Annotated in this window: 26 protein-coding genes; 15 read left to right on the top strand and 11 right to left on the bottom strand. The window is 64.1% G+C overall.

What is annotated here, in order from left to right:
- Positions 1-15: 15 nt before the first annotated feature.
- On the bottom strand, positions 16-384 hold the full coding sequence (locus BMI89_RS04560; protein WP_078570004.1) for a hypothetical protein: 369 nt from the start codon (positions 382-384) through the stop codon (positions 16-18).
- A 162-nt stretch (positions 385-546) separates the two neighbouring features.
- Here BMI89_RS04560 and BMI89_RS04555 point away from each other — a divergent pair, with 162 nt between their 5' ends.
- On the top strand, positions 547-960 hold the full coding sequence (locus BMI89_RS04555) for a hypothetical protein (protein ID WP_078570003.1): 414 nt from the start codon (positions 547-549) through the stop codon (positions 958-960).
- A gap of 12 nt (positions 961-972) precedes the next feature.
- On the opposite strand, the gene BMI89_RS04550 is transcribed toward BMI89_RS04555, so the two are convergent.
- Positions 973-1,719 carry a transcriptional regulator FnrL gene (locus tag BMI89_RS04550; RefSeq protein WP_078570002.1) on the bottom strand — a complete coding sequence of 249 codons (747 nt, stop codon included), beginning with the start codon at positions 1,717-1,719 and terminating at the stop codon, positions 973-975.
- 60 nt (positions 1,720-1,779) lie between these two features.
- On the opposite strand from BMI89_RS04550, the gene hemN reads away from it, so the two are divergent.
- The 5 genes from hemN to BMI89_RS04525 all read left to right on the top strand — a co-directional run bounded on the left by hemN (position 1,780) and on the right by BMI89_RS04525 (position 5,830).
- Entirely contained in the window at positions 1,780-3,135 is a 1,356-nt protein-coding gene (gene hemN / locus BMI89_RS04545) for an oxygen-independent coproporphyrinogen III oxidase (protein ID WP_078570001.1), read from the top strand.
- Between the two features lie 97 nt (positions 3,136-3,232).
- On the top strand, positions 3,233-3,403 hold the full coding sequence (locus tag BMI89_RS04540; protein WP_078570171.1) for a DUF2256 domain-containing protein: 171 nt from the start codon (positions 3,233-3,235) through the stop codon (positions 3,401-3,403).
- A 31-nt stretch (positions 3,404-3,434) separates the two neighbouring features.
- Entirely contained in the window at positions 3,435-4,064 is a 630-nt protein-coding gene (locus BMI89_RS04535) for a TetR/AcrR family transcriptional regulator (protein WP_078570000.1), read from the top strand.
- Positions 4,065-4,075: 11 nt separating this feature from the next.
- Positions 4,076-5,068 (top strand): MDR family oxidoreductase, encoded by a 993-nt coding sequence (locus BMI89_RS04530; RefSeq protein ID WP_078569999.1) that lies wholly within the window; start codon positions 4,076-4,078, stop codon positions 5,066-5,068.
- A 12-nt stretch (positions 5,069-5,080) separates the two neighbouring features.
- Entirely contained in the window at positions 5,081-5,830 is a 750-nt protein-coding gene (locus tag BMI89_RS04525; protein ID WP_078569998.1) for a sulfite exporter TauE/SafE family protein, read from the top strand.
- Here BMI89_RS04525 and BMI89_RS04520 read toward each other — a convergent pair.
- Positions 5,827-6,804 carry a hypothetical protein gene (locus tag BMI89_RS04520; protein WP_143593818.1) on the bottom strand — a complete coding sequence of 326 codons (978 nt, stop codon included), beginning with the start codon at positions 6,802-6,804 and terminating at the stop codon, positions 5,827-5,829. The two genes, BMI89_RS04525 and BMI89_RS04520, sit on opposite strands and share 4 nt — an antisense overlap.
- An 83-nt stretch (positions 6,805-6,887) precedes the next feature.
- Between BMI89_RS04520 and cysD the strand changes: the two genes are divergently transcribed.
- The 4 genes from cysD (at position 6,888) to argE (ending at position 12,267) form a co-directional block, all read left to right on the top strand.
- Positions 6,888-7,823 carry a sulfate adenylyltransferase subunit CysD gene (cysD, locus tag BMI89_RS04515; protein ID WP_256365665.1) on the top strand — a complete coding sequence of 312 codons (936 nt, stop codon included), beginning with the start codon at positions 6,888-6,890 and terminating at the stop codon, positions 7,821-7,823.
- A gap of 58 nt (positions 7,824-7,881) precedes the next feature.
- The gene (gene cysN / locus BMI89_RS04510; RefSeq protein ID WP_078569996.1) at positions 7,882-9,789 is read left to right on the top strand and encodes a sulfate adenylyltransferase subunit CysN; all 1,908 of its coding nucleotides are present in this window, start codon (positions 7,882-7,884) and stop codon (positions 9,787-9,789) included.
- Between the two features lie 134 nt (positions 9,790-9,923).
- The gene (locus BMI89_RS04505; protein ID WP_078569995.1) at positions 9,924-11,108 is read left to right on the top strand and encodes a M24 family metallopeptidase; all 1,185 of its coding nucleotides are present in this window, start codon (positions 9,924-9,926) and stop codon (positions 11,106-11,108) included.
- A 4-nt stretch (positions 11,109-11,112) separates the two neighbouring features.
- Positions 11,113-12,267, top strand: coding sequence for an acetylornithine deacetylase (argE, locus tag BMI89_RS04500; protein ID WP_078569994.1), 1,155 nt, complete (start codon positions 11,113-11,115; stop codon positions 12,265-12,267).
- A gap of 6 nt (positions 12,268-12,273) precedes the next feature.
- On the opposite strand, the gene bhcA is transcribed toward argE, so the two are convergent.
- Positions 12,274-13,467: an L-aspartate--glyoxylate aminotransferase BhcA gene (bhcA, locus tag BMI89_RS04495; protein ID WP_078569993.1), complete on the bottom strand. Its 1,194-nt coding sequence runs from the start codon at positions 13,465-13,467 to the stop codon at positions 12,274-12,276.
- A 197-nt stretch (positions 13,468-13,664) separates the two neighbouring features.
- On the opposite strand from bhcA, the gene bhcR reads away from it, so the two are divergent.
- Positions 13,665-14,465 (top strand): HTH-type transcriptional regulator BhcR, encoded by an 801-nt coding sequence (gene bhcR, locus BMI89_RS04490; RefSeq protein WP_078569992.1) that lies wholly within the window; start codon positions 13,665-13,667, stop codon positions 14,463-14,465.
- Here bhcR and ugpC read toward each other — a convergent pair.
- The 4 genes from ugpC to ugpB form a co-directional block, all read right to left on the bottom strand.
- Complete coding sequence (gene ugpC, locus BMI89_RS04485) at positions 14,462-15,514, bottom strand: sn-glycerol-3-phosphate ABC transporter ATP-binding protein UgpC (protein ID WP_078569991.1); 1,053 nt, start codon at positions 15,512-15,514, stop codon at positions 14,462-14,464. The genes bhcR and ugpC overlap by 4 nt on opposite strands.
- Positions 15,515-15,523: 9 nt before the next feature.
- Positions 15,524-16,360 carry a sn-glycerol-3-phosphate ABC transporter permease UgpE gene (gene ugpE / locus BMI89_RS04480; RefSeq protein WP_078549764.1) on the bottom strand — a complete coding sequence of 279 codons (837 nt, stop codon included), beginning with the start codon at positions 16,358-16,360 and terminating at the stop codon, positions 15,524-15,526.
- 32 nt (positions 16,361-16,392) lie between these two features.
- Positions 16,393-17,274, bottom strand: coding sequence for a sn-glycerol-3-phosphate ABC transporter permease UgpA (gene ugpA / locus BMI89_RS04475; protein ID WP_078520423.1), 882 nt, complete (start codon positions 17,272-17,274; stop codon positions 16,393-16,395).
- A 68-nt stretch (positions 17,275-17,342) separates the two neighbouring features.
- Positions 17,343-18,656: a sn-glycerol-3-phosphate ABC transporter substrate-binding protein UgpB gene (gene ugpB / locus BMI89_RS04470; RefSeq protein ID WP_078569990.1), complete on the bottom strand. Its 1,314-nt coding sequence runs from the start codon at positions 18,654-18,656 to the stop codon at positions 17,343-17,345.
- Between the two features lie 362 nt (positions 18,657-19,018).
- Between ugpB and BMI89_RS04465 the strand changes: the two genes are divergently transcribed.
- The 3 genes from BMI89_RS04465 (at position 19,019) to BMI89_RS04455 (ending at position 21,749) form a co-directional block, all read left to right on the top strand.
- Entirely contained in the window at positions 19,019-19,522 is a 504-nt protein-coding gene (locus BMI89_RS04465) for a hypothetical protein (RefSeq protein WP_168176771.1), read from the top strand.
- Positions 19,523-19,623: 101 nt separating this feature from the next.
- Positions 19,624-20,154: a hypothetical protein gene (locus BMI89_RS04460; RefSeq protein WP_143593816.1), complete on the top strand. Its 531-nt coding sequence runs from the start codon at positions 19,624-19,626 to the stop codon at positions 20,152-20,154.
- On the top strand, positions 20,142-21,749 hold the full coding sequence (locus tag BMI89_RS04455; RefSeq protein WP_078569987.1) for a hypothetical protein: 1,608 nt from the start codon (positions 20,142-20,144) through the stop codon (positions 21,747-21,749). The genes BMI89_RS04460 and BMI89_RS04455 overlap by 13 nt, the downstream gene beginning before the upstream one ends.
- On the opposite strand, the gene BMI89_RS04450 is transcribed toward BMI89_RS04455, so the two are convergent.
- Positions 21,746-22,402 (bottom strand): pyridoxamine 5'-phosphate oxidase family protein, encoded by a 657-nt coding sequence (locus BMI89_RS04450; RefSeq protein ID WP_078569986.1) that lies wholly within the window; start codon positions 22,400-22,402, stop codon positions 21,746-21,748. The two genes, BMI89_RS04455 and BMI89_RS04450, sit on opposite strands and share 4 nt — an antisense overlap.
- A gap of 66 nt (positions 22,403-22,468) precedes the next feature.
- Here BMI89_RS04450 and BMI89_RS04445 point away from each other — a divergent pair, with 66 nt between their 5' ends.
- Positions 22,469-23,905, top strand: coding sequence for a PLP-dependent aminotransferase family protein (locus tag BMI89_RS04445; RefSeq protein ID WP_078569985.1), 1,437 nt, complete (start codon positions 22,469-22,471; stop codon positions 23,903-23,905).
- On the opposite strand, the gene hypE is transcribed toward BMI89_RS04445, so the two are convergent.
- Positions 23,902-24,921: a hydrogenase expression/formation protein HypE gene (gene hypE / locus BMI89_RS04440; RefSeq protein WP_078569984.1), complete on the bottom strand. Its 1,020-nt coding sequence runs from the start codon at positions 24,919-24,921 to the stop codon at positions 23,902-23,904. The two genes, BMI89_RS04445 and hypE, sit on opposite strands and share 4 nt — an antisense overlap.
- Before the next feature lie 113 nt (positions 24,922-25,034).
- Positions 25,035-26,177 (bottom strand): hydrogenase formation protein HypD, encoded by a 1,143-nt coding sequence (hypD, locus tag BMI89_RS04435; RefSeq protein ID WP_078569983.1) that lies wholly within the window; start codon positions 26,175-26,177, stop codon positions 25,035-25,037.
- Positions 26,178-26,181: the final 4 nt, after the last annotated feature.

The following is a 26,181-nucleotide window of genomic DNA, read 5'->3' as shown; positions in this document are numbered from 1 at the left end:
CTCGGGGCGCCGTTTTCATTGGTGCAGGTCAGTCTTTATGCCCTTCGCCTTGCCGAGCTTGCGGCAATAGCTGGCCCAGTCGCGGAAGTCCTGCGAGAAGGCCGCCATCTTGCCGCGCCCACGCCAGTCGTCAAAGCTTTCACGCTGATGAACCGCGACCCAGCTGGCGGCATCCGTGCGCCCTTCAGCTTCGGCCTGCTTGATCGCCGCGCCTCGCCAGATCATCCCCGCCCGGTCGAGCTTTTCCGCCCGCGCGGGGTCGGACATCATCGTGCCGACGCCGTGAAACAGGCCCGAGCATTGCGCCATACTCTGCGACAACGGCTGCGCCACACTCAGGCCTGGAGCGGCAACGAGGAAGACACTGACAAACAGGATACGCATAACGACCTCCCTCGTTGGGCCTACCCTTATTTACCTAACGACAGTGCCGAAACCGGGGCAGAACCCGCACGAATTCGCGACCTTGTCGCGACATCCCTGCCCTGCGCGGAACTCCGGTCGCGCTGACGGGTTGGCTGGTTAAATAAAGACCGGAGCCCCACAATGACCCGCCGCATCATCCTGCCCGCCCTTCTCGCCAGCCTCGCCCTGCTCGCCGCCTGTCAGGAGATGACGCCGAAACAAGACGGGGCGATGCCCACGACGCTGCCGGAGGGCATGGTCGGGCGCTGGGGGCTGACGAAGGCCGATTGCGACAGCTCACGCGATGACAACAAGGGGCTGATGGTGGTGAAGCCGGACAGCCTGCAATTCTACGAGTCGCAGGCCAAGCTCACCGAGATCGACAGCGCGACCGATCGCGTGGTGCGGGCAACGTGGAATTTCACCGGCGAAGGTCAGAAATGGCAGCGCGACATCGTGCTGACCCTGTCGAGCACGGGCATCTACCTCTCGCGTCAGGATATCACGCGGGACTCGATGAAGCCCCTTACCTATCGGCAGTGCGCAGTTGGCTGATCGCGACGTCGATCAGATGAGGAAGCCGCCGTCGCTGTCATCGCCTGCTTCCAGCAGCAGCCGGTCCATATCCGGCACGGTGACATGGCGCTTGCCTTGCAGCTCGATCACCCCGTCGCGTTTCAGCGCGGACATCTGGCGGCTCACCGTCTCGAGTGTCAGCCCGAGATAATCGGCCATCGCCTCGCGCGTCAGCGGCAGATCGAACACCATATGCCGGGCGCTGGGGCTCATGTTGATCGACGCATCGCGCCGCGCCACGATCGACAGCAGCGAGGCGATCTTCTCGCGCGCGGTCTTGCGGCCCAGAAGCAGCATCCATTCGCGCGCCGCGTCCAGTTCGTCGAGCGTCATCTGCAACAGGCGCTGCGCGATATGGGGCGTGCGCTCCATCATCTCCTCGAAAGGCTTGCGGCGGAAGCAGCACATCAGAATGTCGGTGGTCGCGGTCACGTTATATGCGGCGCGGTTGCGCCCGGGACGGCCCACGAAATCCGAGGGCAGCAAAAGGCCAACCATCTGGGTGCGCCCGTCCTCGAGCGTCTGCGTCAGAGTCGCGATGCCCGAGACGACCGAGGCCACGAAATCCATCTGGTCGCCGGCCCAGATAATCGTCTGGCCTGCCTCGAAACTTCGGTAATATTTGATCTTCTCAAGCTGTTCGAGCTCGTCTGCATCGCATCGTGCGCACACAGCGCGATGTTGGATCGGGCAGTCTCCGCAGGCGAGCGAAGCAGGCTGAACGTCATCATGTGCCATGTGGATATTGCTTGATCTGGGTCAAATTCTGTTGCGCGTCTTACATCTAAAGATACGCCTATGGAACAGGAATCGCAACTGACCCGGCTCGGGCTCTTCGACGCACGGGTGCCCCGCTACACAAGCTACCCCACCGCCCCCCATTTCGCGGGCGATGTCGGGCCGATGGAATTCGCGCACTGGATCGAAGCGATCCCCGAAGGTGCGTCGATCTCCCTTTATATGCACGTGCCGTTTTGCCGACGGCTGTGCTGGTTCTGCGCCTGCCGTACGCAAGGCACGCAAAGCGAAGAACCGGTGCGCGCCTATGCCGAAACGCTGCTGGCCGAACTGCGCCTTTTCAAGGAGCGGTTGGCGCCCGGCGTCACGCTGTCGCGACTGCATTGGGGCGGCGGCACGCCGACGCTGATGCCCGCCGAGATGATGCGCCGCCTCGCCGATGCGGTCTTCGATGCGGTGCCGATGGGCGACGGCGCAGAATTCTCGGTCGAGATCGACCCGAATGAGATCGACGCCAAGCGCATCGACGCGCTGGTGGAATCCGGAATGAACCGCGCCTCGATCGGGGTGCAGGATTTCGACCCGCAAATCCAAGGCGTTATCGGGCGCGATCAGAGCTACGAGATCACCAAGGCCGCGGTCGACATGATTCGCGAACGCGATGTCGCAAGCCTGAACGCCGATATTCTCTACGGGCTGCCGCATCAGACGCCGACGAAGATCGCGGACTCGGTGCAGAAGCTGCTGTCTCTCGGCCCCGACCGGGTGGCGCTTTACGGCTACGCGCATGTGCCGTGGATGGCGCGGCGCCAGACGATGATCCCGTCGGATCACCTGCCCACTCCGCAGGAACGCCTGAAGCTGTTCGAAGTGGCGCGCGAATTGTTCGTGGCCGACGGCTATGACGAAATCGGCATCGACCATTTCGCCCTGCCGACGGACGGGCTCTCGATCGCGCAGAGGGCAGGCAAGCTGCGGCGCAATTTCCAGGGCTATACCGACGATCAGGCCGAAGCGCTGGTCGGGCTCGGCGCCTCGTCGATCTCGCGCTTCCCGCAAGGCTATGCGCAGAACGCGCCCGCCACCTCGGCCCATACCGCGGCGATCCGGGCGGATCGGTTCTCGACCTCGCGCGGGCATCGGTTCACTGCGGATGACAAGATGCGTGCGCGCCTGATCGAGGCGCTGATGTGCGATTTCGAAGTCAGCGCGGCAGAGCTGGTGCAGGACTTCGGCGCCGACCCGGAAGAGTTGTCCGCGCTGTTCGCCACCTGCGCCGAGCATTTCGGCGACATGGTTCAGGTGAGCGCGGAGGGGCTGCGCATTCCGGTCAAGGCACGCCCGTTGACCCGGATGATCGCGCGCCATTTCGATGCCTATGATCTGTCGAAAGCCGGGCACAGCTCGGCGATCTGATCGCGGGGGGAGAGGGACGAGAGAGGGGTCGCGGCGGCGGCCCCTTTTTCTTTTGCTCGGGGTCATCCGGGGCCGCGCCCGCCGCGTATCGCTCTGCATGAAGATGCGCCGCAAATCCGACCTGCCGACCAAGCTCTGTGCCAGCTGTGGCCGCCCTTTCGCGTGGCGTAAGAAATGGGCCCGGGATTGGGAGAGCGTGCGCTTCTGTTCGGAGCGCTGCCGGAGATCAGCAAAGACCGAACCGCCGAGGCGAAATCGCGGCAATTGATTTATCATACCACATGGTATATTAATTCCGCATGACCGCTACGCCAGCCCCATCGCGCCGTGGCCGCCCGCGCCGCAAACCGGAGGATCAGGACGCCCGCAAGGCGCTGATCCAAGCGGGGTTGGCTCAATTGACCGAGCGCGGCTACGCAAGCGTCGCCCTTGAAGAGATCACCGCCGCCGCCGGTGTGACCAAGGGCAGTTTCTACCATTACTTCCCGACGAAAGCGGCCTTCGGCGCGGCCCTGATCAACGCCTATGGCGCCTATTTCGAAGACAAGCTCCGCCGCGCTTTCGATCGCGCGGAGCTTTCCCCCCTCGCCCGGCTCACCGCCTTTACGGAAGATGCCGAGGCGGGCATGGCGCGGTTCGATTTTCGCCGTGGCTGCCTGATCGGCAATCTCGGTCAGGAGATGGGCAGCCTGCCCGAGGAGTTCCGCACCCGCCTGATCGCGGTCTTCGAGCGCTGGCAGAGCCTCACCGCGACTTGCCTGCGTGACGCGCAAGCGGTGGGCGAAATCGGCCCCGATCATGACCCCGACGCGCTCGCAGAGCTGTTCTGGACCGGCTGGGAAGGCGCGGTCCTGCGCACGAAACTTCAACGCAACCCCGAGCCGCTGCGCCGTTTCACCGACGGCTTCCTGCGGCTCGCCCGAAGCTGAAAGGATACCCCATGGTCAAAGCCATCCTGATCGAGAAACCCGAAGAGACACAGAGCGCCGCGCTCAAGGAAATCGACCTGCCCGATCTGACCGAGGGCCAAGTGGCCGTCGACGTCGCCTACTCGACGCTGAACTACAAGGACGCGCTGGCGATCACCGGCGCGGGCCCCGTGGTTCGCAGCTTCCCGATGGTGCCGGGCATCGACTGCTCGGGCATCGTCGCCAACAGCAAGCATCCCGATTTCGCCAAGGGCGACCGGGTCGTTCTGAACGGCTGGGGTGTGGGCGAGAAACATTGGGGCGGGCTGGCCGAGCGCGCCCATCTGAAAGGCGACTGGTTGGTGAAACTGCCCGACGGGATCTCCTTGCGTCAGGCGATGGCGATCGGCACAGCGGGCTACACGGCGATGCTCTGCGTGATGGCGCTCGAGGCGCATGGCGTGACGCCCGAGAGCGGCGAGATCGTCGTGACCGGCGCGACCGGCGGCGTGGGCAGCGTGGCGACCGCGCTTCTGGGCAAGCTGGGCTATACCGTCGCCGCCGTCACCGGACGCCCCGAAGAGGAAGCCTATCTCAAGGGCCTCGGCGCATCGTCGATCGTTCCGCGCGAGGATGTCTCGGGCAAACCGCGCCCGCTGAACAAGGAACGCTGGGCCGGGGCTGTCGACGTGGTCGGCGGCGAGGTGCTCGCCAATGTCCTGTCGATGATGACCTATCGCGGCACCGTCGCGGCTTGCGGTCTGGCGGGCTCAATGAACCTGCCGACCTCCGTGGCCCCCTTCATCCTGCGCGGCGTGACGCTCGCAGGCGTCGACAGCGTGATGTGCCCGATCGAGGACCGCGTCGAGGCATGGCGTCGCCTGGCCGCCGATCTCGACATGGACAAGCTCGCCGCGATGGAGACCGAAGTCGCACTGGAAGACGTGATTGCAACCGCGCCGAAATTCCTCGAAGGAAAGATCCGCGGACGGATCGTCGTTCCGGTCGCACCTGACCTCGGCTGATTACGGTAAAAAATGCTGTCTTTTCTGATCCTCGCGCTCGCCGGTCTCGCGGCGGGCGCTTTGAATGCGGTCGCGGGCGGCGGGACCTTCCTGTCCTTCCCCGCGCTCGTCTGGACCGGCGTGCCGCCGATCACCGCGAATGCGACCGCGACGCTGGCGGCCCTGCCCGGCTATCTGTCGAGCGCTTGGGCCTTCCGCCACGAGCTGCGCCACAAGGGCCCGATGGCGCTGCGCACGATCCTGATCGCGGCCGTCGCCGGCGGTTTTCTCGGCGCGCTGCTGCTGTTGGTCACCCCCGAGAAACTGTTCGCAGGCGTGGTCCCGTGGCTGTTGCTGCTGGCGACGGCGGCCTTCGCTTTCGGGCCGTTGCTGCTGAAGGCGCTGCAACGCTCGGGCCGCACGATGGGCGCCGTGTCCGCCTTTGCCCTGCTGATGGCGGTGACGATCTACGGCGGCTATTTCAACGGCGGGCTGGGCATCATGCTGCTCGCCGCCCTCGGCCTGATCGGTTTCACCGATCTGCACGCGATGAACGGGCTGAAGAACCTCGTCTCGGCGGTGCTGTCGCTGGTCTCGGTCGTGACCTACGCAGTGGCCGGGCTGATCGACTGGCAGGCGGTCGTGGTGCTGGGCATCGCGAGCGCCATCGGCGGCTATCTGGGCGCGCATCTGTCGAAGCGGATCACGAATATGGCGCTGCTGCGCGGCTTCATCATCGCGGTCGGGCTGGTGATGGCGGCGGTCTTCTTTGCACGCGGCTAACCCAGCCAGAGCGCCGAGCCGAACATCTTGCGCAACAGTCCCGTCTGACCGCTGACCCCGGCGCGGGCGTAGATCTGCTTCGAGGTCGAGCGCGCGGTCTCCAGCGTCCAGCCCAGCCGCTCGGCCGCGTCGCGCAGGCTCGCCCCATCGCACAGAAGTGCCGCAAGCCGCGCCTCGGAGCGGTTGAGATCGAGCGCCCCTGCGATCCGCGTGACCGGCAACGTCCCGGCCCTTGGCATGTCGCGCAGATGACCGATCAGCGCGGGACTGCCCCGCCATTGTCCCAGCGCAAGACGGAGAACACCCCGCCCGTCATGACCAAGCGGGATCGGTCGGACGACCTCCCGCCCCTCTCCAAGTGCAGCAAGGTTCTGACGAAAGCGCAGTGCGGCGTCGGGTTCGGCGAATTCCGGGCGCGCGCCCATGCGTAGCCGCAACCAGCCTTGCGCATCGAACTCCGCCGCCACGCGCGGGTCGAATGCGAGCACCGTGCCCGCAGGCGTCAGCACCACCCAGCCAGCGCCGAGCGCTTCGGCAGCCTCAGTATCACGCGCAGCACGGGCTCGCTCGCCACCGAGCGCCTCGCGGATCATCATTGCCTGCCCCAGATGCGGCGCGAGTGTCGAGAGCGCCAGCGCCTCGGCCGCGCGGAAATCCCGATGCGGACGCGCGATCATCAACACAGTTTGACCCGCCGCCCCCGCCGCAACTTTCAGCGCGCGGAGCGGTCCGGGCCATTCGATATCGCCCGGCAGGTCGATCTGCGAATAAACCCGGTCAAGGCGCATAGGGTGCAGGCGCGCAGCATCGGGCAAAGCGATCCTGCCGACTTGCCAGCCCGCGCCCTCCCCCTCGTTCGCGAGAATCTGCACCGCCGCGCCCTCGGCATGAGCCACCGAACAGAGCCGCTCGAGAAAGCGCACCCAGCCAGCCTTTCCCGCCTCACTCGCCGCCGCGAAGAGCGCGTTGATCAACAGTGTGTTTTCGGACTGACCCAACATAAGCAGTATTTACCCCCCATTTGGGGGGTTATCCAGCAAAACCCGACGCCTATATCTTGGAAAACCGCGTTCAGACAGAGACCTCCCTCATGAACAAGACCCTGACTCACCTGCAGCGGCTCGAAGCCGAGAGCATTCACATCCTGCGCGAAGTCGTGGCCGAAGCCGATAATCCGGTCATGCTCTATTCCGTCGGCAAGGACAGCGCGGTGATGCTGCATCTCGCGAAAAAGGCCTTCTACCCGTCGCCGCCGCCCTTCCCGCTGATGCATGTCGACACGACGTGGAAATTCCAGGCGATGTACAACCTGCGCGACAAGGCCGCGAAGGATGCGGGGATGGAACTGATCGTGCACCAGAACCCCGAGGCGAAGGCCAAGGGGATCAACCCGTTCGATCACGGCTCGCTGCATACCGACATGTGGAAAACGGAAGGTCTGAAGCAGGCGCTGGACAAGCACGGCTTCGACGTGGCCTTCGGCGGCGCGCGCCGCGACGAGGAGAAATCCCGCGCGAAGGAACGCGTCTTCTCGTTCCGCTCGGCCAATCACCGCTGGGACCCGAAGAACCAGCGCCCCGAGCTTTGGCGCCTCTACAACGCCAAGAAGGCCAAGGGCGAGAGCGTCCGCGTCTTCCCGATCTCGAACTGGACCGAGCTGGACATCTGGCAATATATCCACCTCGAAGGGATCGAGATCGTCCCGCTCTATTTCTCGGCCCCGCGCCCGACGGTGGAACGCGACGGGCTGATCCTGATGGTCGATGACGACCGCTTCCCGCTACGTGACGGCGAGGAGCCGAAGATGCGCTCGGTGCGCTTCCGCACGCTGGGCTGCTACCCGCTGACCGGCGCCGTCGAGAGCGAGGCGCAGACCCTTCCGGAAGTCATTCAGGAAATGCTGCTGACCACCACCTCCGAGCGTCAGGGTCGCGCGATCGACCACGATCAGAGCGCCTCGATGGAGAAGAAAAAACAGGAAGGCTACTTCTGAGCCCTCCTCTCCCGAGCCGCACGCGCGCCTTCATTTCCACCCTATCAGGTGAGCCGACATGACGACCAACGATCCGATCTACAAGACCGACGCGCTGATTGCGCAGGATATCGACGCCTATCTCGAGGAGCATCAACACAAGACCATGCTGCGCTTCATCACCTGCGGCTCGGTCGATGACGGGAAATCGACGCTGATCGGGCGGCTGCTCTATGACAGCAAGATGATCTTCGAGGATCAGCTGGCAGCCCTCGAGGCCGACTCGAAGCGCGTCGGCACCCAAGGCCAGGAGATCGACTTCGCGCTGCTGGTCGACGGTCTCGCCGCCGAGCGTGAGCAGGGCATCACCATCGACGTGGCCTACCGCTTCTTCGCCACCGAGAAGCGTAAGTTCATCGTCGCGGACACGCCCGGCCACGAGCAATATACCCGCAACATGGTCACCGGTGCCTCGACCGCCGATCTGGCCGTGATCCTGATCGACGCGCGCAAGGGCGTGCTGACCCAGACGCGCCGCCACTCCTATCTCGTCCACCAACTGGGCATCCGCCATATCGTGCTGGCCGTGAACAAGATGGACCTCGTCGATTACGATCAGGCGACCTTCGACGAGATCGTGGCCGATTACAAAACCTTCGCCGACAGCATCGGCATCGAAGGCTTCACCCCGATCCCGATCTCGGGCTTCAAGGGCGACAATATCACCGGCCCGAGCGAGAACACCCCTTGGTACAAGGGCCCCTCGCTGCTGCCCTACCTTGAGGCGGTCGAAGTGGACGTGACCTCCGATCAGGAGCGTCCCTTCCGCATGCCCGTGCAATGGGTGAACCGCCCGAACCTCGACTTCCGCGGCTTCTCGGGGCTGGTGGCCTCGGGCACCGTGAAGCCGGGCGATGAAGTCCGCGTGCTGCCCTCGGGCAAGACCTCGACGGTCGCGCGGATCGTCAGCTTGGAGGGCGACCGCGACATGGCGGTGGCAGGCGAATCCACGACGATCACGCTCGCCGACGAGATCGACTGTTCGCGCGGTCAGGTCATCGTTGCCGCGAAAGAGCCGCTGGAGGTTGCCGATCAGTTCGAATCCACCCTCGTCTGGATGGATGAGACCGAACTGGTGCCGGGTCGCGCCTATTGGCTGAAAATCGGCACGCAGACGGTTTCGGCGACCGTCCACGAGCCGAAATACGAGGTGAACGTCAACACGCAGGAGCATCTGGCGACGAAGACGCTGGACCTGAACGCGATCGGCGTGGCCAACATCACCACCGACCGCGAGATCCCCTTCGCGCCCTATGGCGAGAACCGCGATCTGGGCGGGTTCATCCTGATCGACAAGATGACCAACCAGACGGCGGCTGCGGGGATGATCAACTTCGCGCTGCGCCGGGCTCAGAACATCCACTGGCAGGCGACCGATATCGGGCGCGCGCATCATGCCAACATGAAGCACCAGAAACCCGCCGTGGTCTGGCTGACGGGCCTCTCGGGCTCGGGCAAATCGACCATCGCCAATATCGTCGAGAAGAAGCTGGCGCGGATGAACCGCCACACCTTCCTGCTCGACGGCGACAACGTCCGCCATGGCCTGAACAAGGATCTGGGCTTCACCGAGGCCGACCGCGTGGAGAACATCCGCCGCGTCGGCGAGGTCGCGAAGCTGATGACCGATGCGGGCCTGATCGTGGTCACGGCCTTCATCTCGCCCTTCCGCTCCGAGCGCGACATGGTCCGCGCGATGATGCAGCCGGGCGAATTCCTCGAAGTCTTCGTGGACACGCCGCTGGAAGTGGCCGAGGCCCGCGACGTGAAAGGGCTTTATGCCAAGGCACGCGCCGGTCAGCTGAAGAACTTCACCGGCATCGACTCGCCCTACGAGGCGCCCGAGAATGCCGAGATGCGGATCGACACCACCGCGATCAGCCCCGAGGAAGCGGCCGATCTGATCATCGAGCGGCTCATTCCGTAAGCGGTTACATCCACCGCCCCAAATCACGCGAACGTGCGGCCCTCCCGGGGGTCGCACGTTTTCGTTTTGGCCTTGACCTCGCTCGGGGGCGCGCCCCAACCTGCGCGAAATACCGCCAGCAGAAAGAAGCCCGAATGCCGATCGAAAACGTGCACTTCAGCGAACTCGAATATTCCCGCCGGATCGCGCTCGTGCGTGCCGCGATGGCGCAACGCGAGATCGACATTCTCTTCATCACCAACCCCTCGAACCAGTTCTGGCTGACGGGCTATGACGGCTGGTCCTTCTACACCCATCAGGGGGTAATCCTGCCGATGGAAGGCGCGCCCTACTGGTGGGGCCGCTTCATGGATGCCAATGGCGCGCGCCGCACCGTCTGGATGGAGGAGGAGCACATCCTCCATTACAACGACGCGATGGTGCAATCCGACATCATGCACCCGATGGAAGACCTCGCCTCGCACCTGCGGATCATGGGCTACGGCAAGGCCCGGATCGGTGTCGAGATGGAGACCTATTTCTACACCGCGAAGGCGCATGCGACGCTCTATGAAGGACTGCCCGAGGCCACGCTTCTCGACGCGTCGGTGCTGGTGAACTGGCAGCGCCTGATCAAATCCGACGAGGAATTGCGCTTCATGCGCCGCGCCGCACGAATTTCCGAACTGGTGATCGAACGCGCGATGGAACTGGCCGAGCCGGGGCTGCGCAAGCACGATCTCGTGGGCGAGCTCTATCGCACCGCCGTGCAGGGCGAGGAAGACAGCTGGGGCGACTACCCGGCGATCGTGCCGATGCTGCCCTCGGGCCCCGACGCGTCTGCGCCGCACCTGACATGGAACGGCGAGGCGCTGAAAGCGGGCGAAGCGACCTTCGTCGAACAATCGGGCTGCTACCGCCGCTATCACGCGCCGCTCTGCCGCACCGTGTTCCTCGGCAAACCGCCGCAACACATGATCGACGCGTCCGAGGCCCTGACCGAGGGGCTGAACGCCGGGATCGAGGTCGCCCGCGCCGGCAACCGCGCCTGCGACATCGCGCGCGCGCTGAATGTAGAACTCGCCAAGGTCGGCATCGAACGCCCCAACCGCGCGGGCTATGCGGTGGGCTGCTCTTACCCGCCGGATTGGGGCGAGCACACCGTCTCGATCCGCGACACCGACGAGACGATCCTTGAACCCGGCATGACCTTCCACTTCATGCCCGGTCTCTGGATGGATCACTGGGGAATGGAGACGACGGAGACCATCGTGATCACCGAGGACGGCCCCGCCCTGCCCCTGTGCAACGTCGAGCGCAAACTGTTCATCAAGGACTGAGCCCATGCGGATCGACACAACCCGCGCGATCCTCTCGGACCTGATCGCCTATCCGACGATTTCGACCGACAGCAATCTGCCGATCATTCACTATATCGCGGACCGGCTGGAAACCGTCGGCGCGGCGGTGGAAGTGATGGTCGATGAGAGCGGCCACAAAGCGAACCTCTTCGCCACACTGGGCGCGCCACGCGACGGCGGACTGGTGCTGTCGGGCCATTCGGATGTGGTGCCGGTCACCGATCAGGACTGGACCAGTGATCCGTTCGACATGACCGAGCGTGACGGCAAGCTCTACGGGCGCGGCGCCTGCGACATGAAAGGGTTCATCGCGGCCTGCCTCGGCTCGCTCGACCTCTTGGCCGAGGCCGCGAAGAGCCGTCCGATACATTTCGCCTTCACCCATGACGAGGAGGTCGGCTGTCTGGGCGCGCAGGAACTGGTGAAGCTGCTCGCGAAACGCCCGGTCAAACCCGGGCTTTGCATCATTGGCGAACCGACCTCGATGCAGGTCTTCGACGGCAACAAGGGCTGCTGCGAATATACCGTGCGCTTCGAGGGGCTGCCGGGCCACAGCTCCGCCCCCGAGAAGGGCGTGAACGCGGTCGAATATGCGGTGCGCTACATCAACCGCCTCTTCGGCCTGCGCGCCGAACTTGTCAAACGCTGCCCCGAAGGCTCGCGCTTCGACCCGCCGCAGACGACGCTCAACGTGGGCGCGCTGAAAGGCGGCATCTCGCATAACGTGATCGCGCCCCGCGCCGAACTGGCCTGGGAAATGCGCCCAATCAATGCCGCCGATATGGAGTTCGTCAAAGGCGAGATCGCGAGCTACGTCGAAGACACGCTGCTGCCCGAGATGCGCGCCATCGCGCCCGAGGCCGGGATCTCCACCGAGACCATCGGCGAGGTCGTCGGGCTCGAGCCGATGGACGACAATGCCGCGCGTGATCTGGTCTTCGCGCTGACCGGTCAGAACCACGCAGGCTGCGTCGCCTTCAACACCGAGGCCGGGCTGTTCCAGTCGCTCGGGATGGATGCGGTGATCTGCGGGCCCGGCTCGATCGAGCAGGCCCACAAGGCCGACGAATTCGTCTCGCTTGAGCAGATGGATCAGGCGCTGACGATGCTGGGGAGGCTCGCCAGCGCCCGAACCTGACCGCTCTTACGCGGCGGCTTGTCGCACAGGGGTGGCGGCGGTCTCGCGGTAATGCGCCTGGGCTGCGGCAACCCCGCTGCCCAGCTCCACCGGCAGGCCGAGATCGACCATCGCCATCTCGGCCGTGGCCAGCCCCGAGAGCGCCATCACATCGGTCATCAGGCCCAGATGCCCGATGCGGAACACCTTGCCCGCGACATCGCCAAGCCCGCCCCCGAAGGCCACGCCATAAGTATTCAGCGCCTGCGCCACGATCCGGCCCGCGTCGAACCCGTCCGGCGCACGCACCGCGCTGACGCTGTTGGAGTAAAGATCGGGCGAGACGGCGCAAAGCTCCATCCCCCAGGCCGCCACTGCGCGGCGCACGCCTTCCGCAATCCGGGCGTGACGGGCGAAGACATTGCCCAGCCCCTCTTCCAGCAACATGTCGCAGGACGCTTTCAACCCGTTCAGCATCCCCACCGGCGGCGTGTAGGGATAGCCATTGGCCGCGTAGCCCGTGCGCATGTCACGAATGTCGAAGAAGCAGCGCGGCAGCTTCGCGCCCTCGACCGCCTCCAGCGCCTTTTGCGAAAAGCCTGTGATGGCGAGGCCCGGCGGCAGCATGAAGCCCTTCTGACTGCCAGTGACCGCGACATCGACGCCCCAGTCATCCATCCGGAACTCCATCGACCCGATCGAGCTGACTCCATCCACGAAGAACAGCGCCGGATGCCCTGCCGCATCCATCGCCCGCCGGATGCCCGCGACATCCGAGGTCACGCCGGTCGCGGTCTCGTTATGGGTGGCGAGCACCGCCTTGATCTGGTGGCCCGTGTCGGCGCCGAGGATGTTCGCGAAACGATCGACCGGGATGCCCTCGCCCCACGCGACGCTGACCACCTCGACCTCCAGCCCGTAACGCTGGCACATGTCGATCCATTTATGACTGAACATCCCGTTGCGGCAGGCCAGAACCTTGTCGCCGGGCGAGAGCGTGTTGGTGATCGCGGTCTCCCAGCCGCCGGTGCCGGTCGCGGGGAAGACGAAGGCCTCGCCCGTGGTCGTCTTGAGCACCTTCTTCACGCCGTCCAGCGCCGGGTGGATGATATCGGCGAAACCGGGGCTGCGATGATCCATCGTCGGGATATCGACGGCTTTGCGTAGCGCCTCGGGGATGTTGGTCGGGCCCGGAATGAAAACGGGATTGAGATGGATCATGACGCCTCCTCCATGTGTCGGAAGCGTTTCTACCATGGCGCGGCTGACGCAGAAATTTTTACGGCTCTTGGGCGCTTGCACCGCGTCAGTCGAGAATTTGTAGGAAATTCAGGGCTTTGATTTTTTCACACAATGAAATTAGATTTTGCTTTATACTGCATAAGAAATTTTCTTTTCGCAGATCATAGGTGCGCCCGATGACCATGCCCCGCCGGAAGGGCCGCCCGAAAGGCTTCAACACCGACCCCGCGCAGGGCACGATCCTCGCGCTGGACCGGGCGCTCGACGTGCTGGACCTGCTGGCACGGCATGGCGGGCTGTCGCTGAGCGCCATCGCGCGCGAGCTGGACCAATCTCCGGCGACGATGCACCGGGTTCTCGCCACGCTGCACGCCCGCGATTTCGTGGAACCCGAGGCGCAGGACTGGCATATCGGCCCGGCGGCCTTCCGCATCGGCTCGGCCTTCCTGCGACGCACCAATGTCTTCGAACGCGCGCGCCCGCTGATGCAGGATCTGATGCGCTCGACCGGGGAGACGTCAAATCTGGGCGTGGAGCGGGCGGGACAGGTGCTGTTTACCGGGCAGGTGGAGACGCATGATCCGATCCGCGCGTTCTTCCCGCCGGGCACGGTCGCGCCGCTGCACGCGTCTGGCATCGGCAAGGCGCTTCTGAGCACCTATGCCCCGGACCGGCTCGACCAGCTCCTCGCGGATTACGACTTTACGCGTTTCAATGACCACACCATCGGCGATGCGCCGACGCTACGCGCCGAATTGGCGCGGGTCACGGCGCAGGGCTACGCGGTGGACGATGAAGAACGCACGCTGGGCATGCGCTGCATCGCCGCGCCGATCTTCGACGCACATGGTGACGCGGTGGCGGGGATCTCCGTCTCCGGCCCCGTACAGCGAATTCCCGATAGCCGCCTGCCCGCGCTCGGGCAAGCGGTCGCTCAGGCCGCGAAAGCGATCAGCCACCGGATCGGGGCGGCTTAATTCAGCCGCTGACCGGTTTTCGGATCGAAGAGATGCAGGTCCTCGGCGTTCACCGAAAGCCGCACCTGCCCCACCGCCTGCTTCTCCATATGCACGCCCGGCAGCGCCGCTGTCATCGCCTCGCCGCGCCCTTCCAGCGTGCCGTGCAGAAGCGTATTCGCCCCCAGCGGCTCGGACAGGGTGACATTCAGCGTCAGAGGCCCGTTATCGTCGGGATGCAGGTGTTCGGGCCGAATGCCGAGGCTAACTGGGCGATCGGGCAGATCGGTCGGGCCGAGCGTGACATGGCCCAGCATCACCTGTCCGGCGCGCACCTCGGCATCGATGATGTTCATCGACGGGCTGCCGATGAACTGCGCCGCGAAGATCGTCACGGGACGCTCATAGACTTCGAGCGGCGTGCCGATCTGCTCGGCCACGCCCCCGTTCATCACGATCATCCGGTCGGCCATGGTCATCGCCTCGACCTGATCGTGGGTCACATAGAGCGCGGTCACGCCCAGCTTGCGCTGCAGCTCGCGGATTTCGACACGCATCTGCACCCGCAGCTTGGCGTCGAGGTTCGAGAGCGGCTCGTCGAACAGGAAGACCGAGGGCTCACGCACGATGGCGCGGCCCATCGCGACCCGCTGACGCTGCCCGCCCGACAGTTCGCGCGGCTTGCGCTCGAGATAGTCCGACAACTGCAACAGCTTTGCCGCCTCGTCGACGCGGCGCTTGATCTCGGATTTCGCCATGCCCGCGATCTTGAGCCCGTAGCCCATGTTCTCGCGCACCGACATATGCGGGTAGAGCGCGTAGTTCTGGAACACCATCGCGATGTCGCGGTCCATCGGCTCGCGCTCGTTCACGCGGGCCTCGCCGATGCGGATCTCGCCCTCGGAGATGCTCTCCAGCCCCGCGACCATGCGCAGAAGCGTCGATTTCCCGCAGCCGGAAGGACCGACGATGACGATGAATTCTCCATCCTGGATGTCGATCGAGACCCCGTGCAGAACCTCGGTCTTGCCGAAACGTTTCTTGATATTTTCGAGTTCAACGGTCGCCATTGTCTGCCCTTATTTCTCGCTGTCCACGAGGCCGCGAATGAAGAGTTTCTGCATCGAGATCACCACAATCACCGGCGGGATCATCGCGAGGATCGAGGTCGCCATGATGACCGGCCAATCGGCGATATCGTCGCCCGACGGGAACATCTGCTTGAGCCCCATGACGATGGTGTTCATCTCGGGATTGGTGGTGATGAGAAGCGGCCAGAGATACTGATTCCAGCCATAGATGAAGAGGATCACGAAGAGCGCCGCGATATTCGTGCGGCTCATTGGCAGCAGGATATCGAAGAAGAAGCGCATCGGACGCGCACCATCGACGCGCGCAGCCTCGGCCAGCTCGTCCGGCACCGTCAGGAAGAACTGGCGGAACAGGAAGGTCGCCGTGGCCGACGCGATCAGAGGCAGGATCAGGCCGGAATAGCTGTTGAGCATCCCGAAGCCCGCGACGACTTCGTAGGTCGGCACGATCCGCACCTCGACCGGCAGCATCAGCGTGATGAAGATCATCCAGAAGAAGAAGCGCCGCCCCGGAAAGCGGAAATAGACGATCGCGAAGGCCGACAAGAGCGAGATCGCGATCTTGCCGAGCGCGATCCCCAGCGCCATCACCAGCGAGTTCACCAGCATCGTCGCGACCGGTACGTTCACCCCGGAGAACAGCGCATCCGAATAGTTCTCGATCAGGTGCGAGCCCGGCATCACCGGCATCGGCGCCTGCGCGATCTCTTGCTGCGTGTGGGTCGAGGCCACGAAGGCCAGCCAGATCGGGAAGAAGATCACCAGCACGCCCACGATCATCAGCACATGGGTCAACCAAAGACCGGAGCCGCGCTTTTCCACCATGCCCGGGGGCGGTTCGTTGTGCATGTCAGCCATCAGTAATGCACCCGCTTCTCGACGAATTTGAATTGCAGCACCGTCAGGAAGCCCACGACCACGAGCAGCACCACGGATTGCGCGGCGGAGCTTCCAAGATCCTGACCGACGAACCCGTCGGCGTAGACCTTGTAGACGAGGATCGTAGTGGCCTGTTGCGGCCCGCCGGAGGTGATCGTGTGGATCACGCCGAAGGTCTCGAAGAAGGCGTAGACGATGTTGACGACCAGCAGGAAGAAGGTCGTGGGCGACAAGAGCGGTAGCACGATCGTGAAGAAGCGCCGCCAGAACCGCGCCCCGTCGATCGCCGCCGCCTCGATCACCGATTTCGGCACCGCTTGCAGCGCCGCGAAATAGAACAGGAAGTTGTAGCTGATCCGCCCCCAGGCCGACGCCACGACGACAAGCCCCATCGCCTCATGCTCGTTGAGCACATGGTTCCAGTCGTAACCCATCTGGTTGAGATAGAAGGCGACCACACCGATCCGCGTGTTGAACATGAACAGCCACAGCACGCCAGCCACGGCAGGCGCGACCGCATAGGGCCAGATCAGGAGCGTGCGATAGGTCCCCGCCCCTTTCACCAGCCGATCCGCCAGCACCGCGAGGAACAGTGCCGGGATCATCGAAACCAGTGTCACGAGGGTCGAGAACACCGCCGTCGTCACGAAGGACGCGCGGTAATAGGGGTCGTTGAAGAGATATTCGAAATTGCCGAGGCCCACATATTGCATCGACAGGCCGAACGGATCGGGGATGAACAGCGATTGCCACACCGCCTCGCCCGCCGGGTAGAAGAAGAACACGCCCGAGACGATCAACTGCGGCGCAAGCAGCAGCATCGGCAAGAGCCAGCCCTTGAAGGTTACGCGTTTTTCCATATCGGGATCGGGGCCTTCGAATAGAAATAGCCGCGGGCAGGTTTCCCCCGCCCGCGGCCGGATTTGAGTTAGCGGTTGGCTTGCTCGAAGCGGCGCAGCAGCTGGTTGCCACGCTCCACCGCGTTGTCGAGCGCGTCCTGAGCGGTCTTGTCACCGGCCCAGACAGCTTCCAGTTCCTCGTCGATGATGCCGCGGATCTGGTCGAAGTTGCCCAGGCGGATGCCCTTCGAGTTCTCGGTCGGCGCATTCGCGGTCATCTGCTTCACAGCCACATCGGTGCCGGGGTTCGCGTCATAGAAGCCCTGCTCGCGGGTCAGATCAGCCGCAGCCTTGGTGATCGGCAGATAGCCGGTATCCTGGTGCCACTTCGCCTGCACTTCCGGCGAGGAGAGATAGCTCAGGAACTCGGCGACACCCTTGTAATGGCTGTCATCCTTGCCCGACATCACCCAGAGCGAAGCGCCCCCGATGATGGTGTTCTGCGGCGCACCGTCCACGTCGCCCCAATAGGGCAGCGGGTGAACCTCGAAGTTGAACTTGGCTTCGGACTTGATGCCCGCGTAACCGGCCGAGCTCTCGGTGAAGAGCGCGCAGGTGCCGGCGCGGAAGTCCGCACCACCTTCGTTGCGGCGGCCCTTGTAGATGAACTCGCCCTTCTTGGCCCAGTCACCCAGCGTCTGGATATGCTTGACCTGAACGGGGCCGTTGAATTCCAGCTTGGCGTCGAGACCGGCGAAGCCGTTCTCTTGGCTGGCGAACGGCACGTTGTGATAGGCCGAGAGGTTCTCGAGCTGGATCCAGCTCTGCCACGCGGTGGTCATCGGGCAATCGACGCCCGAAGCCTTCAGCTGGTCGAGCACCTTGCCGACATCTTCCCAGGTGGTCAGCGGCGCATCCTTGGCCACGCCTGCCTCGTCGAGCATGTCGCGGTTGACCCAGAGAACCGGCGTCGAGGAGTTGAAGGGCAGCGACAGCATCTTGCCGTCGGTGGTGGTGTAGTAGCCCTTCACCGCGCCGATATAATCGTCGGGATTGAAGTCGACGCCCGCGTCTTCCATCACCTGATAGACCGGCTTGATCGCGCCCTTGGCGGCCATCATCGTCGCCGTGCCGACCTCGAACACCATCAGGATGTCGGGCTGCTCACCGGCGCGGAACGCGGCAATACCGGCGTTCAGCGTTTCCGAGTAATTGCCCTTGTTGGTCGCCACGACCTCATACTGGTCCTGGCTGGCATTGAAGTCCTTGACCTGCTGATCGACGAGCTCGCCGAGACGGCCGGTAAAGGCGTGCCAGAACTGGATTTCCGTCGCTGCATTGGCCGTGAAGGGCGCAATGAGCGAGGCCGACGCAAGCGCCGCACCGAGTGCAAAATTCTTCATGTCTTCCTCCCATATGTAGCGGGATTCATTGTTGGATGGATCTGAGGCCCCAAGCGAAGCCTCCGCGCTACGCGGCGTAGTGTGCGGATGTAACAGGAACAAAACAAGAGAGTGATTTCGTTTTCGCTTTGACGCTCGGTCGCGTGATCCGATGCGGAGCCGTGGCTCCTCAATCCCTATTTTTCATAGGAATTTCGAAGTTTCTCGAAGTTAGGCCGATCCATTGCTCACGATTTTGTGAAGCGCATTTTTGCGCGCTTCGACCAAAACCGAACAAAAACCGACAGCTCCGCGCAACGCCCGAGCATGTTTCGCCTCGCCCCCGGCGGCGCTTTGCCGAATCCCTCCGATTTGCTAGCCTGTTGAAATGGTTCAACTCAGTTCGGATCATTGTCATGTTCGTTGCGTCGTATCAGTTTTCTGCCTTTCCGATCCTTGCCGTCGCAGGGATCGCCCTCGCATCGACTGGCGCCGCTTATGCCCAAAGCTCCGGTGAAGGTCCCGCCCTGCGATGGGATCAGGCCGAGTGCCTGCGCGATCATGCAACCGACTACCTCGAGCAACGGGCATTCCCGTCAATCCTCTTCGTGGGCTTCTGCAAAGACGGGGTTTTCGACCCCACTGCAGCGGAGATCGCACAGGGAACGAGCCGCAATTCCGCCATCGACTCGGAAGGTCTGCCGCGGTTGCAATCCGGCGCGGTCATCCCCGCCAATCCCAAAGCTGCAGTGCTCGTGTTGACCCGTGCGCAGCTCGAATGCCTGCGCGACAGTTTCGACAGCGTCGCGCGCAAGCAGGTCGCAAAGCTCGACGAGAAGACCGAAATTCCGGTGGCCGAGCTTGATTTCTCGGGATGCCCGCAGTGAGCGCGGGGCAAACGCCGCCCGCTACCGCAGACGCCCCCAATGTGCCCAGAGACGCGCCTGAAGCGGATACCGCCCCGCCCGAAGTCGCGTCCAACACGGCCATGAGCATCCGGGATAAGATCGAGATGGGCTCCTGGATCGCCACGATAGCTGCCCTCCTCTTCACCGCCGGGCAAATCTACCAATGGCGCGAGGACCGGAAGGCCGATCTCTCGCTCGAGATGGTGGCTAGGTTTTCCGACCTCGAATATGCAGGAAGCGCCCGCCGCGAACTTGCGCAGTTCTGGTGGCAGAACTCGGACGCCCTAGCCAAAGTCACAGCGATCAAAGGCGGCATCCCTCCCGCGCAGCGACAAAAATTTCTTGACCTGCTCTTCCAGAAACGCCCCCCCGCAAAGCGCCAGGAGCAATTCGCGGCCGTATCGGAAATGGCGAATTTCTTCGATCAGGTCGAGCTGTGCATCGCGACCAAACGCTGCGACGCACAGATCGCCACTGACTATTTCTGTGGCTACGCCGCCAGTTTCGCCGACCTCTACCAAGGCCCGATCACCCAAGTGCGCGAGACCTTCGGCACTTCCGGGCTCGGGACCGGCCTGCAGCACTTCGTGGAGGCCAGATGCGACGACTGATCCCTGCCTTCGCCGCGCTGAGCACTCTCGCTTTCGCGCCGACTGCCCAGGCGGCCGACATCTACTGGGCACCGCCCATTACCGACGAATTCGTGCTCCCTTTCGGGGAGGAAGCGTTTGGGGATGCCGTGCGCGCGGGCGACAGTTTCGACTTCAAGGATTACCTGCACATCCGGATCGAGGGGGAGATCGAGACCGGGGACGCGGAGAAGTTCAGTGAGGTCGTAGCGGAGCACGCCAGCGAGATTTTCAACCAGACCCAATCTCTTGGCGTGAACGAGAAGAACGTCGTGGTGTCACTCAATAGCGGAGGTGGCGACTTCTACGCAGGGCTAAAGCTCTCCGACCAGATCGTGGGATTTGAGACCTATGTCGGCAAGGGCGATCAGTGCCTATCCGCCTGCGCAATCGCGTTCCTGGGTGGCTCTGTCCGCATGGCCCGTGGCGCAAAGGAAATGCCGATCCGGCATATTCACTCCGAAGCTGTTGTTGGCTTTCACGCCCCATTTTCCAGCATTACGAGCGCAATTCAGGTGTCGGATGGCACGCCATTCTCGAAAGAACTCAGTAAGCTCATCGCAAATCAGTTTTACGCTCAGGCCCAAGATGCGATCAACGAGATCACCAAACGAATGAGCGCTTGGGAACTCGACCCGGATTTCGTCTTCTCGATGATCGGAAAGAAATATCGTCAAGAAGATGAGCGCCCGTTGGCTGAACAGTATCTGCTTCTGAACAATGTTTCGGCATTGAAGGCCACCAAAACGACACTCGTGGCCGATCGCATTACCGCACCCAAGCAGATTGGAATCCTCGGTGCATTTAACGCCTGCACATATGTTGTCTTTGAAAATACCGGGGAATACTGGTTCTACGAGCCTTCTGCCACTATGGTGAATAGCTCTGGAGGAGCCACCCCGACCGGCGCGTTGATCCCTTCGGACGTTAAACGATCAGGCGGTCCGCTTCCGCGCGCCGACATGAAAAACTTCATGCAGCCTCTCTTGCCGCCAAACGGAGATGACGTTTACTTCTTCGAAAACATAATGCTGCGAACGGGGCGCATGGATTGTACCGTTTTCAAGCAGGCGGATGGGCGTTGGTATGTGCAGACCTATTCCCCCGACATTCATTCCCCATACTTCCCAGAGAACCGTCGGCGCGAAATCCTAGACTACGACACTCCCTACCCGATCAACGATTTCACCATCCTCGGCCCGGATGGCGTCTGGAACAATTTCCCCGCCATCGAGCCCTCCGAAGGCGTCGCGCCGATCCTCGCCCAGTTTCCCGACACCACCGCCCCCAGCTTCGATTGTACCAGCAAGCTCGATCCGGCGGCGGAGGTAATCTGTTTGATCCGCCCGCTCGGCCAGCTTGACGGTGTGCTGGGCAAGCTCTACGGACAAGCCGTCGCAAAGGACGCGGACAACACGAAGCAAAGCCAGCGACGCTGGCTCAATATCCGCGACCGCGCCTGTCGTCCGGGCGGCATCGACACGAACGACCCGCTGCAATTCCGCAGCCTGATCGATTGCCTCACCTACTTCTACGAGATGCGCCTGAGAGAGCTCGACCAGATCGCCTCGAATTAACCGCCATAGCGGAAATCGCGCACATGCGCGGGCATTTCGACGCCCTCGAGATTGCGCGGATCGGGGATCGGGTCGCCCACCTCCAGACGGATCGGGATCACCCCGGCCCAGATCGGCAGCGCGTAATCCTCCTCGTCGTCGCTCGGCCCACCGGTCCGGATCTTCGCCGCGCCCTCAGTGATCTCCATCCCCAGCACGGTCGTCGCTTTCAGATCCTGCGCGTGATCGGGGCGCAGCATCTCGTAGCGCCCCGGATAGAGATGGTTCACGAAGGTCCCGAGCTTTTGCAGCTTCTCCGCCGGATCCTCCACCTTGAACGCGGTCCCATAGAGCATCACCGACCGCGTATTGAGCGAATGATGCATGCCCGAGCGTGCCAGCACCAACCCATCGAGGATCGAGACCGTCAGACAAACCTCGGCCTGCGTCTCGCTGCGCAAAGCGCGGCTCGCGGAAGAGCCGTGCCAATAGACGTGATTGCCCTCGCGCCATTGCATCGTCGGCGTCACATAAGGCCTGCCATCGCGGACATAGCCCACATGGCACATCGGCTGCGCATCGAGGATCGCGTTGATCGTCGCGCGGTCGAAATGGCCGCGCTCATGTAGGCGGCGCAGGCGGGAACGGTCGGTCACGGGAAGGGGCTCGGTCATGGGGATCTCACTCAAAGCGGGTCTATCTTGTCCCGGCAGCGATACCGCCCTATTGGATAGGAAAACATGTCCAGTTTCGCCAAAATGCACCAGTCCAATCTGAACGCCGCCCTCTTCGGTCTGTCGCTGGATCGCCGCTCCGGCTTGCCGCTGCACGCGCAGCTGACGCAAGCGCTGCGCGAGATGCTGCGCGCCGATCCCGCCGCAGCCGGAGAGCGCCTGCCACCAAGCCGCGCTCTGGCCGAGGAGCTGTCGGTCTCGCGCATGACGGTGAGCACCGCATATGATCAGCTGATCGCCGAGGGCTACCTGAGCACGCGCCCCGGCGGCGGCACCTATGTGGCCGAGGACCTGCCCCATCTCGCACCGCCCGCGCCGCGGGACGCGCCACATTCGCAGCCGCACACGGCACAGACGTGGCTGCCCTTTCAGCCCGGCCTGCCGGATCAGACGCTGTTCCCGCACAGGCTCTGGGCACGCCACCTTGAGCGGGCATGGCGCAACCCCGATCCCGCGCTTCTTGACCGGCCCGACCCTTTCGGCTGGCCTCCGCTGCGGCAGGCCATCCGCGACCACCTCGCGGCATGGCGCGGCCTCGACTGCGCGACCGAACAGGTGGTGATCACCGGCGGTGCGTGGGACGGGTTCGACCTGATCGCGCGGGCGGCGCTGCCCCCCGGCGCGCTGATGGCGACCGAAGACCCAGGCTGGGCGACGATGGGTCATGTGCTGGCCGCAAGCGGGATCACCGAGCGCCCGGTGCGCATCGACGCCGAGGGGCTCGACCCCGCCGATCTGCCGCCCGAGACTCGCGCGGTCACCATCACCCCATCGCGCCATTTCCCGACCGGGATCGCGATGCCGCTGACGCGCAGGCTGGCGCTGCTTGACTGGGCGCGCGAGCGCGACGCTTTGATCGTCGAGGATGATTACGACAGCGAGTTCCGCTATCGCGGCCAGCCGCTGCCCGCGCTCGCCGGGCTCGATGGATTGCAGCGCGTGATCTATATGGGCAGCTTTTCGAAATTGCTCAGCCCGGCGCTGCGGATCGGCTATCTGGTGTTGCCCGAGCGGCTGGTGACCCCGATGCGCGACGCGATTGCGACGACCGGATCGCGGGTCTCGATGGTTCCGCAACCGGCGCTGGCGAGCTTCATGGCGAGCGGCGAATTCGCAACCCATCTGCGGCGGATGCGGCGCCATTACGCCAAGCGACAGCGTCACCTGCTGAACGAACTGACGGGACTGGAGGACTATCTTCAGCTTCAGCCCGATCCGTCGGGAATGCATCTCTGCGCAGGCCTCGGCCCGGCCCTCGCCCCTCTGGGCGACCGTGCGATATCCGAGCGCGCCAAAGCGGTGGGCCTCACGCTGCGGGCGCTATCGTCCCACGCCCGCCTGCCTGACCCGCCGCAAGGCCTGCTCTTGGGCTATGCCGCCTTCGACGAACGGGCGTTGAGCACCGCCGCAGACACGCTGCGCGCCCTGCTAAAGGAACTCTAGCAGATACGCGGCAGTTGCTCGCCCACCAGCATATCGACGATGCGCTGACCGCCGAAGGCCGTCGTCATCCGCACCTGCTTATGCCCCTCGACCGCACGGCCCACGATCACCGCGCCGGTCCCTTCGGGGCGCGCGCGCATCGCGGCCAGCGCCGCCTCGGCCTCGACCTCGGGCACGAAGACCACGAGCCGCCCCTCATTGGCCAGATACAGTGGATCGAGCCCGAGGATCTCGCACATCCCGACGACCTCGGTGCGCAGCGGCAACGCGTCCTCGGCGATCTCGATGCCGCAGCCCGCGGCTTCCGCAATCTCGTTGAGCGCCGAGGCCAGTCCGCCCCGCGTCAGATCTCGCGCGGCCTTCGCACCCGGCGCCACCGCCAGCACATCCGCCATCAGATGCCCCAGAGCGGCGCAATCGCTCTCGATCGCGCTCGACAGCGCCAGATCGCCGCGCGCGGCAAGGATCGTCGCGCCATGATCGCCCAGCACCCCGTTCACGATCGCCACATCGCCGGCCGCGACCAGCCCTGCGGCCATCTCGACCCCGCCGGAGATCACGCCGACGCCCGCGGTGGTGACGAACACCCCGTCGCAAGCCCCGCGCCCGACCACTTTGGTATCGCCGGTGACGATCCTCACACCGGCAGCCTCCGCCTCGCGCGCCATCGTCGCCACGATCCGGCGCAGAAGCGCGATCTCGGTGCCTTCCTCGATGATAAAGGCCGCCGAGAGCCAGAGCGGTGTCGCGCCGCCCACCGCCAGATCGTTCACCGTGCCGCAAACCGCAATCTTGCCGATATCGCCGCCCGGAAACTCGATCGGCGTCACCACATAGCTATCGGTCGTAAAGGCCAGCCGCGCGCCGGGCTCGGCCAGCGCCTCGGCCTGCAGCCGCGCCTGATCTTCCATGCCGGGCGGCGCGAAGACCGAGGTGAACACCTCCTCGATCAGATCCCGCATCGCCTTGCCGCCGCCGCCATGGGCCAGCGTCACCCGCTCGTCGCGCAAAGCCATTCTAAACACCTTCGCCTTGGTTCAAATATCCCGGGGGAGCGCGCAAGCGCGGGGGCGGAGCCCCCTCTTCCCTCAATCACTGTCGCCCTCCGGCGACGGGGGCAGCGCCCCCTTTACTCCGCCGGCTCGACAGCGCGCGCGCCGCCATATTGCCAATAGGCCGCACAGGCCCCTTCGGAACTCACCATCAGCGCGCCAAGCGGCATTTCCGGCGTGCAACCGCGCCCGAATTGCGGGCACTCCACCGGCTTCATCCGCCCCGTCATCACCTGCCCGCAGGCGCAACCCTCGGCCTCTTCGACCTCGCGCCGACCGGCGGCATAGCCGATGCCGAACTTCTCCTCGGCGTCATAGGCCTCGTATTGCGCACGGATGCGCAGCCCCGACCTGTCGATCTCGCCCAAGCCGCGCCATTCAAACGACGGCCGCGTCTCGTAGACATCGTCGATCGCGGCAAGGCTGACCGGGTTTCCATGCTCGGGCACGACGCGGGCATATTGGTTCTCGACCTCGGCGCGGCCTTCAGCGATCTGGCGCAGAACCATCAGCACCGATTGCAGCAGATCGAGCGGTTCGAAGCCTGCCACCGCGATCGGCTTGCCGTAATCCTGCGCAATGAAATCATAGGGATGGATCCCGATCACCATCGAGACATGACCGGGCCCGATGAACCCGTCGAGGCACATATGCGGATCGTCCAAGAGGGCCTTGATCGGCTCGGGCACGGTGATGTGGTTGCAGAACACGCTGAAATTGCCCAAGCCTTCGCGCGCAGCCTGCTGGATCGCGAGCGCCGTGGAGGGGGTCGTGGTCTCGAACCCCAACCCGAAGAACACCACCTCGCGCTCCGGGTTACGGCGCGCCAGCTCCAGCGCGTCGAGCGGCGAATAGACCATGCGGATATCCGCGCCATCGGCCTTCGCCTGCAGAAGCGATTTCTTCGTGCCCGGCACGCGCATCGCATCGCCGAAAGTGGTGAAGATCACGCCCGGACGCTCGGCGATCTCGATGCATTCATCGACCCGCGCGCGCGGCAGGACGCAGACCGGGCAGCCGGGGCCGTGGATGAACTCGATGCCCTCATGGACCAGCTTGTCGAGCCCGTAGCGGAAGATCGAATGGGTATGCCCGCCGCAGACCTCCATGATGTGGACGGGCTTGTCCTTCGTCGCGCCGATCCGGTCGGCCACCTTGGCGATCTCGGCCAGCAGCACCTTGGCGGCTTTCGGATCGCGGAATTCGGATGCGAATTTCATCTGC

The organism is Thioclava sp. F36-7, from assembly GCF_002020075.1.
GTDB lineage: Bacteria > Pseudomonadota > Alphaproteobacteria > Rhodobacterales > Rhodobacteraceae > Thioclava > Thioclava sediminum.
This window is presented reverse-complemented; position numbering and strand designations above follow the sequence as displayed.

Excerpts from the sequence above, each read along its gene's own strand:
- bhcR (WP_078569992.1), top strand. The coding sequence starts at position 13,665 with ATGACCATGCCCCGCCGGAAGGGCCGCCCGAAAGGCTTCAACACCGAC.
- cysN (WP_078569996.1), top strand. The coding sequence starts at position 7,882 with ATGACGACCAACGATCCGATCTACAAGACCGACGCGCTGATTGCGCAG.
- BMI89_RS04535 (WP_078570000.1), top strand. The coding sequence starts at position 3,435 with ATGACCGCTACGCCAGCCCCATCGCGCCGTGGCCGCCCGCGCCGCAAA.
- hypD (WP_078569983.1), bottom strand. The coding sequence starts at position 26,177 with ATGAAATTCGCATCCGAATTCCGCGATCCGAAAGCCGCCAAGGTGCTG.
- BMI89_RS04525 (WP_078569998.1), top strand. The coding sequence starts at position 5,081 with ATGCTGTCTTTTCTGATCCTCGCGCTCGCCGGTCTCGCGGCGGGCGCT.
- BMI89_RS04550 (WP_078570002.1), bottom strand. The coding sequence starts at position 1,719 with ATGGCACATGATGACGTTCAGCCTGCTTCGCTCGCCTGCGGAGACTGC.
- hemN (WP_078570001.1), top strand. The coding sequence starts at position 1,780 with ATGGAACAGGAATCGCAACTGACCCGGCTCGGGCTCTTCGACGCACGG.
- BMI89_RS04460 (WP_143593816.1), top strand. The coding sequence starts at position 19,624 with ATGAGCATCCGGGATAAGATCGAGATGGGCTCCTGGATCGCCACGATA.
- ugpA (WP_078520423.1), bottom strand. The coding sequence starts at position 17,274 with ATGGAAAAACGCGTAACCTTCAAGGGCTGGCTCTTGCCGATGCTGCTG.
- BMI89_RS04555 (WP_078570003.1), top strand. The coding sequence starts at position 547 with ATGACCCGCCGCATCATCCTGCCCGCCCTTCTCGCCAGCCTCGCCCTG.
- ugpB (WP_078569990.1), bottom strand. The coding sequence starts at position 18,656 with ATGAAGAATTTTGCACTCGGTGCGGCGCTTGCGTCGGCCTCGCTCATT.
- BMI89_RS04505 (WP_078569995.1), top strand. The coding sequence starts at position 9,924 with ATGCCGATCGAAAACGTGCACTTCAGCGAACTCGAATATTCCCGCCGG.
- BMI89_RS04455 (WP_078569987.1), top strand. The coding sequence starts at position 20,142 with ATGCGACGACTGATCCCTGCCTTCGCCGCGCTGAGCACTCTCGCTTTC.
- BMI89_RS04450 (WP_078569986.1), bottom strand. The coding sequence starts at position 22,402 with ATGACCGAGCCCCTTCCCGTGACCGACCGTTCCCGCCTGCGCCGCCTA.
- hypE (WP_078569984.1), bottom strand. The coding sequence starts at position 24,921 with ATGGCTTTGCGCGACGAGCGGGTGACGCTGGCCCATGGCGGCGGCGGC.
- BMI89_RS04560 (WP_078570004.1), bottom strand. The coding sequence starts at position 384 with ATGCGTATCCTGTTTGTCAGTGTCTTCCTCGTTGCCGCTCCAGGCCTG.
- BMI89_RS04540 (WP_078570171.1), top strand. The coding sequence starts at position 3,233 with ATGAAGATGCGCCGCAAATCCGACCTGCCGACCAAGCTCTGTGCCAGC.
- BMI89_RS04530 (WP_078569999.1), top strand. The coding sequence starts at position 4,076 with ATGGTCAAAGCCATCCTGATCGAGAAACCCGAAGAGACACAGAGCGCC.
- BMI89_RS04445 (WP_078569985.1), top strand. The coding sequence starts at position 22,469 with ATGTCCAGTTTCGCCAAAATGCACCAGTCCAATCTGAACGCCGCCCTC.
- ugpE (WP_078549764.1), bottom strand. The coding sequence starts at position 16,360 with ATGGTGGAAAAGCGCGGCTCCGGTCTTTGGTTGACCCATGTGCTGATG.
- argE (WP_078569994.1), top strand. The coding sequence starts at position 11,113 with ATGCGGATCGACACAACCCGCGCGATCCTCTCGGACCTGATCGCCTAT.
- bhcA (WP_078569993.1), bottom strand. The coding sequence starts at position 13,467 with ATGATCCATCTCAATCCCGTTTTCATTCCGGGCCCGACCAACATCCCC.
- ugpC (WP_078569991.1), bottom strand. The coding sequence starts at position 15,514 with ATGGCGACCGTTGAACTCGAAAATATCAAGAAACGTTTCGGCAAGACC.